Raw genomic sequence first — 12,740 nt, 5'->3', positions numbered from 1 at the left:
CTCTTCACAGCGGCCGCGCCAGCAATGCCGGGCGCTTGTCGGCAATCTCGACGATCAACTGGCCGAACAGCGCATTGGCCCAGGCAAACCAACTGCGCGTGAAGTTGGCCGGATCGTCCTTGTGGAAGCTCTCATGCATGAAGCCGGTGCCGCCATGCGTCGTCTTCAGCCAGCGCAGGCACTGGAGGATCGTCGCATCATCGTCGGCATTCATTGCTCGCGTAATGATCGACATCGGCCAGATCATGTCGAGGCCGATATGCGGACCGCCGATCCCCTCGGCTGCCCTGCCCTTGAAGAAATAGGGGTTGCGCTCCGACCAGGCGAGCGCCTCGGTACGGCGGAAGAGCGGATCGTTGCGGTCGACCACATCGATCAGCGGCAGGCCCGACAGGCTCGGCACATTGGCGTCGTCCATGAACACCCAATTGCCGAAGCCGTCGATCTCATAGGCCCAGACTTGGCCGCCCTTGCCGTCGGGAACCAGCGCATGCGCCTTGAGCGCGGCCTCGACCTCATTCGCCAACGCCTCGGCATCGCTCGCCGCCGCCGTGTCGCCGCGCGCCTCACGGTGGACGACCGCGATCTTGCGCAGCACCGACACCGCGAACAGGTTCGACGGGATCAGGAAGGGATAGAGGCACGCATCGTCCGACGGACGGAACATTGAGTGGATCAGCCCGATCTTCTTCGTCGGCGAACCATAGCCGCTCAGCATCACGCTGTCGGTGGGCTGGAGTGCCGGTCGCTGGAAACGATAGGGCCCCGGCCCGTCCTTACGCTGCTGGACGCGGAAGGTGTCGACCGCGAGCTTCATCGCGCGCGACCAAGTCTCGTCGAACGGCGCCTTGTCGCGCGTGCGCGTCCAATATTCGTGGCTGAGCCGCATCGGATAGCAGAGCGAGTCGATCTCCCATTTCCGCTCGGCGACACCGGGCTTCATCTCGGTCTTGTCGGTCTTCGACCATTCGAGCTTCGACGGCGCGGTCGGATCCTTGTCGAACGCATTGGCGTACGGGTCGATCAGGATGTAGCGCGCCTGCCGCTGGATCAGCCCCTGGAACAGCCGCTTGAGCTTCGCGTCCTTGGCGACGAGATGGATATAGGGCTGCACCTGCGCCGAGCTGTCGCGCAGCCACATCGCCTCGATGTCGCCGGTGATGACGAAGGTGTCGGGGCGGCCATTGAGCGTCCCGGTCTGCACCGTCGTGTCGAGCGTGTTCGGGTAGCAATTCTCGAACAGCCAGGCGAGCTCGGGATCTGCGATCTTCGCCTTGACCCGCGTAATCTCCGCCTCGATCGCCGGGCTGGTGAAGGCGCGCTGCGCGGGTGCGGGCCGCTTGCTGGCGAAGGCGGCACGCGCGGCGGCAGGCAAGGCAGCGGCCAGCGTGAGCGCGCCGGCGCTGGCCATGATCTCGCGGCGATTCATGCGCATCTCCCGGATCACTTCGATGGCACGCTGATCGAGAAGGGCGCATCGGCGGGCGCGCTGCCCCATTGCCTGTTGGGCTTGGCGCCCATCACGAAATCGACCGTTCCTCCCTGCGACAGCGCGCGATGCGTGAAATAGGTCTTCGCATGCGGCTTCCCGCCGAGCGTCACCGATTGGAGGTAGACGTTCGCGGCGCTGTTGTTCGCGGCGTTGATCGTCAGCGTCTTGTCGTTGGGCAGCGTCAGCACCGCCTTCCGGAACAGCGGGCTGCCGATCGCATATTCGCCCGTCGCCGACGTCACCGGATAGAAGCCGAGCGCCGAGAAAACATACCAGGCCGAGGTCTGGCCATTGTCCTCGTCGCCCGGATAGCCGTCGGGCGCCGACGAATAGAGCTTGGCCATAATGTCGCGCACATGATGCTGCGTCTTCCACGGCGCACCCGCCCAATTATAGAGATAGGGCATGTGCTGAATCGGCTGGTTGCCATGGGCATATTGCCCCATGTCGACGATCTGCATTTCGCGGATCTCGTGGATCACCTGCCCGTAATAGCTTTCGTCGAAGATCGGCGGCGTGGTGAAGATCGCGTCGAGCCGCTCGACGAATTTCTGCCGTCCGCCCATCAGCTCCATCAGCCCGTGGACGTCCTGCATCACCGCCCAGCTATAGTGGAGCGCATTGCCCTCGGTGAACGCATCGCCCCATTTGTAGGGGTTGAACGGCGTCGCCCAGCTTCCGTCCTGATTGCGGCCGCGGATCCAGCCGCTCTCCTTGTCATAGAGCTTGCGGTAATTCAGCGCCTGCGTGCCATATTTCTTCGCATCGGCCTCCTTGCCGAGCGCCTTGGCAAGCTGAGCAATCGAGAAGTCGGCGGTCGCATATTCGAGCGTGCGCGCGGCATTCTCGTTGATGCCCACGTCATAGGGGACGTAGCCGAGCCGGTTATAATATTCGACACCCTCGCGCCCGACCGCGCCGATGACCTTGCCCGCCTTGTCTTTCGGCCGGCCCTGGCTGGTCGTCGCATTCTTGATCATCGCTTCGTACAGCGTCTCGACATCGAAGCCGCGCACGCCGTTGAAATATGCGTCGGCGATCAGGTTCGCCGAGTTCGACCCGATCATCACGTCGCGATAGCCGGGGCTCGCCCATTCGGGCAGCCAGCCGCCCTGCTTGTAGGTGTTGACCAGCCCCTGCATGATCTGGCTGTCGAGCTCGGGATACATCAGCGCGAAGAAGGGGAAGACCGCGCGCCACGTGTCCCAGAAGCCGTTGTCGGTGAACATGTAGCCGTCATGCATCTTGCCGTCATACGGGCTGTAGTGGACGATCTTTCCGGCCGCGTCCTTCTCGCAGAAGATGCGCGGGAATTGCAGCATCCGGTACAGCGCCGAATAGAAGGTGCGGACCTTTTCAGGGTCGGGATCGGTCACGCGGATGCGCGACAATTCCTTTTCCCATGCGGCCTTCGCCTTGGCCTGCGTGGTGTCGAAGCTGTCGTTCCCGATCTCGGTGCGCAGGTTGCGCAGCGCCTGCTCGGGGCTGATGAACGACGAGGCGACGCGGACATGAACCTTGTCGCCCTTCTTGGTCTTGAAGCTCAGCACTGCGCCGACGTGGTCGCCCTCGCGCGCCAGTTCGTTCGTCGGCTGGTTGTCGCCCGCCCAGGTGCGTGCGACCTCGAAATCGCGGTCGAACTCGGCGACGAAATAGCTGTGGAAATTGTCGGGCACACCGCCGCGATTGTTGCGGACATAGCCGGTGACCCGGCGGTTCTGCGCATCGACCTTGACCATCGACCCGCCTGCGAGACCGTCGAGCAGGATGTGCGCGGCGTCGCTCTCGGGAAAGGTGAAGCGGAACTGCGCGGCGCGCGTGGTGGGGGTAACCTCCGCGGTCACGTCATAGTCGGCGAGATAGACCTTGTAGGAGTAGGGACGCGCCACCTCGGCCTTGTGGCTGAACCAGCTGCCGCGCTCCTGCTGCTTGACCTTGACCGGTCCGGTTTCCGCCATCAGCGCGAAGGCGGCATAGTCGTTCATCCACGGGCTCGGCTGGTGGGTCTGCTTGATGCCGCTGATCTTCTCGCCGTCATAGGTATAGCCCCAGCCATTCCCCGGCTCGCCCGTCACCGGGGTCCAGCTGTTCATGCCGAACGGCACCGCGACCGCGGGATAGGTGTTGCCGTAGGAGAGGCGAAAGCTTGAATCGGTACCCATCAGCGGATTGACCAGATCGGCGAGGGCAACCTGCCCGCTTCCTTGCGAGGACTGTGCGAGCGCTGCCGGCGTGCCCAGGCTGGTCAGCACGAGCGCGTTCGCGGCCGCGGCCAGCGCCGCTTTCCGGATTGTCTTCACTTCGCCCTTCCCCCCTTTTCCGGACGCGCCGGCAGCGGGCGCGCTTCAACGCCCTTATTGGTCATTCTCACCGGCGCGATCGTCCCGTCGGCGTTGAAGATCATGCGGTCGATCGCAAGCTGGCGCCGCTCGCCACGCGTCTCGCCAAGTGGTCGGCGGTGATAGGCGATATACCAGTCGTCGGTGCCCGGCACATTGACCACCGAATGATGCCCTGCCCCGCGCGCGATCTTGAAATCCTGCTGAAGAACCTTGCCCATCGGCTTGAACGGGCCGGTCGGGGACGATCCCATCGCATAGGCGACCGAATAATCGGGGCCGGTCCAGCCGCCCTCCGACCACATCAGATAATAGACGCCCTTGCGCTTCAGCATGAAAGCGCCCTCGACATAGCCCTTCGGCGTGATTTCCTTGAACCTGCTACCGTCCGGAAAGGGCTGAAGCGAGGTCAGGTCGTCGCCGAGGCGCACGACGTTGCAATGGCCCCAGCCGCCATAAAAGAGGTAATGCTGCCCATCGTCGTCGCGGAAGACGAACTGGTCGATCGGCTGCGCGCCGTTGTGGAACGCACTGATCAGCGGCTTGCCGATCGCATCCTTGAACGGCCCGTCCGGGCGGTCGCTGATCGCGACCCCGATGCCGCCGAGCTGATCGTCCGACTGGATGTCGTTGGCGCCGAAGAAGAGATAATATTTGCCGTCCTTCTCGATCGCCGACGGCGCCCAAACGGCATAGGCGGCCCAGGCGACATTCGCGACATCGAGCACATGGTCGTGCCTGGTCCAGTGGATGAGGTCAGGCGACGAGAAGGCGTTGAAGAAGGTCTGGAAATGATAGGAAGGCCGCACCGCCTTCCGGTTCCGCAATTCCTTCTGCTTCTCGCTGAAATGCGGCGAGACATCGGGCGTTTCGGCATGGTCCGAATAGGTCGGATAGATCCAGTAGCGATCGCCGAAGACACGGATTTCCGGGTCGGCATACCAGCCAGGAACGATCGGGTTCTGCGCGCAAGCCGTGCCGCTCGCCAATAGCGCCACGCCAAAAGCCAGTGATTTCAGACCGAACCGCACGCTACGCCGCTCCCCTTGTTCCCCATCACGCGGACATCTTGCCGCATCGAAATTTGCATCCCTTCCCCGGTGAAAGGGGTGGGTGGCTCCTTTCGGAGCCACCCGGGGGGAGAGCCAGGGGCATGTGCCCCATCAGAATTTGTAGGACAGTCCCACATAAGCACGTCGCCCGAAATAGTTGCTCCGGACGAAGCGGGCGTCGGTGTCGTTGCCGAGATGCTGGCGCTCAACCTCCCTGGTCAGGTTGATGACCGAGGCGGACAGCATCAGGCCGTCCATCAGTTCGTAGGACGCATTGAGGTCGATCTGCTGATAGGGCGCATCATAGATGTTCAGCCCCGAAGAGAGCCCCTGCACCCGCTCCCCGCGGCGGTTGTAGGATGCGCGCAGCAGCAGCTTGTCATTCTCGTAGAACACCGACGCGTTGATCTGGGTCTTGGCGCTGCCGACCAGCGGGGACTCGCCGACCACTTGACCATCGAGCGTGATCTGGGCGACCGAGGTGTCGTTATAGGTGAAGTTCACCTGCGCACCCAGGCCGAACGACAGCGTGTGCTGGGCATAGAGCTCGATGCCCTGCGACACCGCATTCGATCCGTTCGCGTTCGTCGAATAGGGCTGGATCAGCACTTGCTCGCCGGCCACTTCGCGAGTCACGTCGAGCACCAGCGGCACGATGAAGTCGGATACATCCTTGCGGAACAGCGTCGCGCCGATCACCGAACCGCGCTGGAAATACCATTCGATACCGACGTCGTATTGCCACGCGGAGAACGGTTTCAATTCGGCATTGCCGCCTTCGCCCGACCAGCCTTCGAACTCGCCGAACTGACCCCGGTCAAAGGCCCATGCCGCCGAACGATAGGTGAGCGAGCGCTGTCTCCCGAGTTCGTGGATCGCAGGGCGAGCGATCACCTTCGCGACCGCACCACGCACCAGCAGATTGCTGGTGATCTCATAGGAAACGTTCAGGCTCGGAAGCCAGTCGGTATAGCTCTTGGACTGGTCGACGGGGGTGTTGACGAGCCTGCGGCGCTGCTCGAGCGGGATGATCAGGCAATTGCCGTCCGGCCCGAGCGGCTTGTTGGGGTCGAAGTCTCCCCCCGGACCGTCGACGCAATAGTCGTCGAGATACTCCAGCCGGTCCGTGCTGACGCCTGATTGCTTGGTATTGGCGACCCGCAAGCCGATATTGCCGCGGAAACCACCGCTTTCGAAATTCGCCTGCACATAGCCGGCCCAGACGCGCTCAGTCAGACTGTACACGTTCTCCTCTTCGAGCACGCGTACCGACGGGCCGTAGGTCGAGTTTATATGGGCGAGATACCGCTCGAAATCGATGCCCGGGAAGGAGCTCGCACCGAACCCTCGGGTAATGTTGCCGATCGGGTTGTCATAGAAATATTCCGGACGCGCAATCGCCCCCTCGGGCGTATCCTGATAGCGCAGCTCGGTTGCCGGATCGGCATACCATTCGTTGCGGCCGCGTTCGCGGTGGACGTCCAATTCGCGCCACTTGGCGCCGACCTGGATCGACTTCAGGAAGCCGTCGAAGCGCCGGATCAGGTCGAGCTGCGCGTAACGCTGTTCCATCTCGCTGTTGGTGAAGCCCGAGCCGGTCGACCCGATGTCGATCTGCGCGATGCCGTTCTTCAGATTCTCCTGCAGTTCGGGCGAGAACTCCATGTTGAGATCGCCGCCGGTGAAGTCCCAGGCGCTGAGGAAATTGCCGTTCCGCTCGGCACCGGTGGTGGTCAGCCGCGGCTTCGCCGCAACGTTGAACCGCATCGACGGGCCGCCAGTCGCCCGTGTCTTGCCAAACTTCGCGACCGCGTCGAAGCGGTCGCCTTCATATTTGACCTCGGTCTCGAACGTGTTGGAGACCTGCTTTTCACGGCTGTAGCTGCCGGCAAGCTGGGGCGTTTCCATGGTACATGGCGGGGTATTGGCGAGGCATTCGGTTCCCGCCGCCGGGACCTCGAACCGCGCCGACTGGAAAATGGTGCCGCTGGGATCGAAGGTCGGCCCGGTGAAGAAATTCCCATAACCCCATTCGGGAATCTTCAGCACGTTGCTGGTGAAATTGCTGCTATACTCGAACCGGAAATAATTGGAGGTCACAGTCACGTTCTCGAACGGCTTGACCTGCACCGTCGCCTGGATGCCCCAGCGCTCGCGCTCCTGATTGAACACTTCCGTGTTCACCGATTGCGGCGCCCAATATCCCGTATAATGCGTCCCGTCGCGGGCGGTGACTCCCTCGCCCGGCCAATAGGAGATGGCGTCGTCATTGGCGTAGGGATTGCCGTTGATGTCGGTCGCGGGCGTCAGGACGTTGCCGTCCGCGTCGCGGTCGCTCCACCAGCGCCAGGTTTCGGTCGTGCCGCGTAGCTCGCGGTTGGAACGCTTCTGATAAACGCCGCCGACCAGAATGCCGAAAGTCTCGGCCTCGTTCTTCCAGGAGACTTGCCCGGAGAGTTGCGGTTCGAACTTCTCGGTGGTGTCCGAATAGGTGCCTTCGACCGAGGCGAAGCCCGACCAGGCCGGCAAATCGAGCGGCCGCCGGGTGTTGAGGATGATCGTGCCGCCGACGCCGCCTTCCTCGAGCCGCGCCTCGGGCGACTTGTAAACCTCGGTGCTGGCGATGAAGTCGGACGGCAGCAGCACATAGTTGAACGATCGCTGCGGATCGCCGCTATCCGCGCCCGCAAGGAAGTTGCCGTTGAGCAACGTCAGCGTGAGCCCTTCCTGCAGGCCGCGAATGCTCACGCGGCTGCCCTCGCCGCCATCGCGCGAGATGATCACACCCGGCACACGCTGCAGCGCGTCGGCGACGTTCTTGTCAGGGAACTTGCCGATATCCTCGGCGGTGATGACATCGACGAACGCGTTTGCTTCGCGCTTCTGCTCGAGGCTCGCCTCGATCGACCGGCGATAGCCGGTGACGACGATTGCTTCGTCATCCTGCGCGGCATCGCCCGCCTGAGGTTGCGCGCCGGCAGGTGGCGGCTGGTCCTGAGCGTATGCGGGGACGACGGATAGGCCGACCACGACGCCCGCGGTCAGCATCAGGTCGCGCACCAGCCGCTCGCGGCCGCGCACCTCTGGCGAACGGATTTGCCCTGCCTTCATGTGATCACTCTCCCTGTTGGAGGGGCTCTTTGCCCCGCTCATTATCCGGCTCCGCAGGAACCGGGCTCCGACCCTGTCCAGTCCACGCAGCTTCAATTCAGAATATAAAAAACAATTTGTCAAATAAATCTTTCCGGCATGCGGGGAGGTGCGATGAGACGAGCCTAAATCGCTATGAAATTGCGGTTTCTGGAGGATCGGAATGGTTTCGGGCGAGAGCCGCAATCACCCTTCTCGCGACGGCCCGTGTGCCGGCGAGCTTTGGAAACGGTGGCGCGTTCCGCCTGCGGCGAGTCAGTCCCGCGTTTCGACTCGCCAGAGCGGAGCGGCGATGTTCGACAGGCTCTCTGGAGGCGCTTTCGGCACCGCCCGATCATAGGTCAAAAGGCCGTTGATCTCGTCTTCGACATCGGTGGTCTGGGTATAGACCGATGCGCTGAGCCCGGCCTCCCTGGCCTGCCGGATTACCTCTTCCATCTTGCGCCGGTACCGCGCGAGATAGTCGTTCTCGTCCCGTGCGACCTGATAGCTCCAATTGCCCTTGCCCGGCCGCCAGATATGCCCTGCGACCGGAAAGCCGACGCCGCCATATTCGCCGAGCACGATTGCGCGGTTCGCTTGAAGCGGCGGCGTCTTCGGCACGTCTTCATAGGTGTGGATGTCGAGCACATCGGATACATCGGGCGCGACGTCGAGCCAGCCCGAATTGGCGTTCACCAGCCGCGTCGGATCGAGGCCCTTCACGAAACGCGACAGGGTGGCCGAGTCATACTGGCCCCACCCCTCGTTGTTGACGACCCACATCACGATCGACGGGAAGGCGCGAAGCTCGCCGATCATCTCGGACAATTGCTTCTGCTGTTCGGCCATCGTCTCCGACGAAAAGACCGCCTGATACCGGCTCGTGCCGGCGAGATACTGATCCTCGCCGCCGCCCGACGGCATGTCCTGCCAGATCAGCATGCCCAGACGGTCGGCGTCGTAATAATAGCGCGCCGGCTCGACCTTGATGTGCTTGCGCAGCATGTTGAAGCCCGCCTTCTTGAGGAAGACGATGTCGCTCTTCATCGCCGCTTCCGACGGCGGGGTGTAGAGCCCGTCGGGCCACCAGCCCTGGTCGAGCGTGCCGTTCTGGAAAACGGGCTTGTTGTTGAGCAGGATCACCGGCTGCCCCTGCACCGGGCCTGCTCCGATCGAGATCTTGCGCATCGCGAAATAGGCGGCGACGCTGTCGCGCGGCGCGCCGCTGATCTGCGCGCCCGCATAGGCCTGCCGTTCATGGCCGGTGAAGCGCGAATCATAGGCCTTGCGATCGCGCTCCTTCTCGCCGGCATAGGGATCGCGCACCGTCACCAATTCGGCCTTGAGATCGTAGAGATACGGATCGTCGGGCGACCACAGGCGCGCGCCGGGGACGACGAGCGTCGCCCGCCGGTTGGCGCGGATGATCGTCGAGGCGATGGTCTTGCCGCCCGCGCTCGCGGTCAGCCGGACCGCATCGGTGTCGTTCGCCCAGCCGCTCAGCGCGACCGCCACGTCGACGGTACCGCGGTCGATATCGGGGATCGCGCGGACCTCGGCGATATGGAGCTTGGGCACTGGCTCGAGCCATACCGTCTGCCAGATGCCGCTGACCGCGGTGTACCAGATGCCCGAGGGGTCGAGGATTTGCTTGCCGCGCGGTTGCGTGCCGGCGCTGGTCGGATCGGTCACTTCGACGACAAGCTCGTTCGCGTCGGGCTTCAGATAGGGCGTGATGTCGAACCCGAAGGCGTCGAACCCGCCCCGGTGCGAGCCGACGAGCGACCCGTTGACGCGCACCGTCGCCTCGTAATCGACCGCGCCGAAATTGAGCATGACGTGCTCGCCGCGCCAATCGGCGGGAACGGTGAAGCTGCGGCGATACCAGATGCGGTCGTCGGGCGTAACCTTGCGCGCGACGCGTGAGAGCTTCGACTCCACAGGGAACGGCACGAGGATCTCCCCGTCCATCGCCGCCGGCCGCTCGGCCGCCTTGGGCGCGATGGCATAATCCCACAGGCCGTTGAGATTGATCCAGCGCTCGCGCACCATTTGCGGGCGCGGATAGAGGCGCCAGGCATTCTCAGGCGTCACCTCCCTGCCCCAGCGTGTCATCAGGTCGCTGGTATAGACGGCGTCACGCGGTTGGGCCTGAGCCTGAGCCCCCATCGGCGTGAGGGCCAAAAATGACGTCATGATCATCAGGCTACGCACGGATCTTCTCCTGTTCCGGTCGGCTCATATGGTGGAGCCCAGGACCCGCCTGAGGGGGAGGGGTACGGGTCCTGGGCTCCTGCCCCGCGCAATGGCGGGGCCGGGGTATTGCACCGGTCAGCGTCCCGGCGACATCGACGGCGGCGCGGCGGCGGGCGCGGCACCCCATTGCTTGTTCGGTCTGGGTCCCATGGTGAAGATGAAGGTCGCGCCGCCCTTCACATCGTCATGGCGAAACCATGGCTTGTTCCACGGCCTGCCATTCAGCGTCGCCGACTGGATGTAGACATTCGCGGCCGAATTGTTGCGCGCGACGATGCGCAGCATCTTGCCGTTGCCCATCTCGAGGCTGGCATCGTCGAACAGGGGGCTGCCGATGATGTAATCCTGGCTCGACGGATCGACCGGGTAGAAGCCGAGCGCGCTCAGCGCATACCAGGACGAGGTCGCGCCCTGATCGTCCATCCCAGGATAGCCATAGCCCGCGGCATCGCTGGCATAGGTCCTTTCGAGGATCTGCCGCACCAGCGCCTGGGTTTTCCAAGGCTGGCCGCTCCAGTTGTAATAATAGGGCGCCTGCTGGTCGGGCTGGTTGCCATGGACATATTGCCCGATCACGCCGGTGCAGTCGCGGCAGATGCCCTTGGGATTATATGGCTTGGTGAAGAATTCATCGAGCTTGGCGTTGAACGCGTCGCGCCCGCCGAGCAGACCGATCAGCCCCTGCACATCGTGCGGCACCAGCCACAGCGTCGACCAGCCCGACGCCTCCTTCATCATGAAGTTGTAATAAGGCTCCTGCGGATCGAACGGCGCGATCCACTTGCCGTCGGCGGTGCGCCCGCGGATGAAGCCGATCGATTTGTCGAAGACGTTGGCATAGTTGCTCGCGCGCTTCAGGAACATCCGATAGTCGGCATCCTTGCCGAGCTTCTTCGCGTAGACCGCGAGCGCATAATCGTCCCACGCATATTCGAGCGTCTTGTCCGCACCCGCCTTGCCGCCGGCATAGGGCGGGCTGGGGTTGTGATCGGGCACGATGTCCGAGATCCACCCTTGCTGCATATATTCGGCGAGATAGCCGCGCGGCCCCTTGGGGTCGGTCGCGTTCTTGCGCAGATATTCATAGGCTGCGGCGTAATCGAACTCGATGCCGCGCTGCCACGCGCCGAGGAACAGGAACACCGCATTGTCGCCGTGGAACGAGGTGTTCATGAAGCCCTTCTCGCGCGCCATCGCGAGTTCGGACGCCATGATGTTCTTGACCGCCTCGGACTCCATCAGTTCGAGCAGCACGATCTGGTTGCGCCCGGTATCCCAGAAGGGAACCGGACCGTAGCGGTCGTGCGTCGCGACCTGGACCCTGCCGCCCAAGTCGGCGAATTTCTCGCCCTTCGCCGCGATCAGCCGCGGTGAGGCGAAGGACTGGAACAAGGTCGAGTAGAAGAGCTTGCGCTGTTTTTCGGTGCCGCCCGACACGCGGACGCGATTGAGGAGCTGCGCCCAGGTATCGCGCGCCGCGGCATGGACCCCATCAAAATTCCAGCCCGGAATTTCCGCGGCGAGCCGCTGCGCCGCCTGCTCGTAGCTGGTGCCGTGCGCGATCTTCACCAGCACCTGCTCGCCGGCATTTGTCCTGAAGGTTACGTAGCCGCCGGCGTAGCTGCCCGTCATGTCGCGCCCGCCGGGCTTCACGTCGCTGTTGCCGATGCCCCAGCCGATATTGTCGCCTGGCGCCTTGCGAAAGGTGCCGAGCGCGGCGAAGGGCTTGGAGAATTCGGCGACGAAATAGGCACCGTCGGTGCTGTCCTTGTCGTTCGACAGGCCACGCACGATGCGGTCGCCGACGACCTCGATCGTCCCGCCGTGGCGCGGCAGGTTGACGATGACGTTCGATCGTTCGCTCTTGGGAAAGGTGAAGCGCATCACGCTCGCCCAGCGCGTCGCGGTCAGCTCGACCTGGGTGCGGAAGGTATCGAGATAGACCGAGTAATAGCCCGGCGATGCCTTCTCGCGCGACTTGTCGTAATAGGACTGGCTGTAGGCAGGCGGCGGCGACCAGTCGCCCACCACGGGCATGATGATCGGTTTCGCGCCGCCGCCATAGGTCGATCCGCCGCCGCCGGTGAAGCCGATCATCGTCGGGTTGGTGTAATAATAGGGAACGGGGACGCCGTTGGGGTAGAGCAGCTCGATATTGTTGTTGACCGGCGCCGCCTCGACCGCGCCATGCGGCAGCCGCGCGCCGGGCGAGGTCTGCCCCGAATAGACCGGCTCCCCCGGCGGCGGGGCATTGCCGATCACCGCCGGATCGTCGAGCGGCGCGGTGCCGACGAGCGGGTCGGCGAGATCGACCGGCGACTGGCGCGCGGTGGGCGCTTGTTGCGCGGTCGCGGAGGAAGCAGCCAGGATCGTCGCGGACGACACCATCGCGATGCCAACCGTGCGAAAGCGATGTTGCAAATGTGTCCTTTTCATCGCGCCCCTTCTCGAAAACGGGTTTCGTTGCGT

Annotated in this window: 6 protein-coding genes; all 6 read right to left on the bottom strand. The window is 63.6% G+C overall.

Going from position 1 to position 12,740, the window contains the following annotated elements; translation table 11 throughout:
- Window positions 1-4 precede the first annotated feature (4 nt).
- Window positions 5-1,435 (bottom strand): glycoside hydrolase family 125 protein, encoded by a 1,431-nt coding sequence (locus OK349_RS19130; RefSeq protein WP_265119515.1) that lies wholly within the window; start codon window positions 1,433-1,435, stop codon window positions 5-7.
- A gap of 8 nt (window positions 1,436-1,443) precedes the next feature.
- On the bottom strand, window positions 1,444-3,792 hold the full coding sequence (locus OK349_RS19125; RefSeq protein ID WP_265119514.1) for a GH92 family glycosyl hydrolase: 2,349 nt from the start codon (window positions 3,790-3,792) through the stop codon (window positions 1,444-1,446).
- On the bottom strand, window positions 3,789-4,862 hold the full coding sequence (locus OK349_RS19120; RefSeq protein WP_265119513.1) for a glycoside hydrolase family 43 protein: 1,074 nt from the start codon (window positions 4,860-4,862) through the stop codon (window positions 3,789-3,791). The genes OK349_RS19125 and OK349_RS19120 overlap by 4 nt, the downstream gene beginning before the upstream one ends.
- Before the next feature lie 132 nt (window positions 4,863-4,994).
- The gene (locus OK349_RS19115; protein ID WP_265119512.1) at window positions 4,995-7,994 is read right to left on the bottom strand and encodes a TonB-dependent receptor; all 3,000 of its coding nucleotides are present in this window, start codon (window positions 7,992-7,994) and stop codon (window positions 4,995-4,997) included.
- A 294-nt stretch (window positions 7,995-8,288) separates the two neighbouring features.
- Window positions 8,289-10,130, bottom strand: a complete 1,842-nt coding sequence (locus OK349_RS19110) for a glycoside hydrolase family 2 protein (protein WP_265119511.1) — start codon at window positions 10,128-10,130, stop codon at window positions 8,289-8,291.
- Window positions 10,131-10,346: 216 nt separating this feature from the next.
- The gene (locus OK349_RS19105) at window positions 10,347-12,692 is read right to left on the bottom strand and encodes a GH92 family glycosyl hydrolase (RefSeq protein ID WP_265119510.1); all 2,346 of its coding nucleotides are present in this window, start codon (window positions 12,690-12,692) and stop codon (window positions 10,347-10,349) included.
- Between the last annotated feature and the right edge of the window lie 48 nt (window positions 12,693-12,740).

It is taken from the genome of Sphingomonas sp. BT-65 (assembly GCF_026107375.2).
Classification (GTDB): Bacteria; Pseudomonadota; Alphaproteobacteria; order Sphingomonadales; family Sphingomonadaceae; genus Sphingomonas.
The sequence above is the reverse complement of the archived record's forward strand: the minus strand, read 5'-3'. Positions and strand labels throughout refer to the sequence as shown.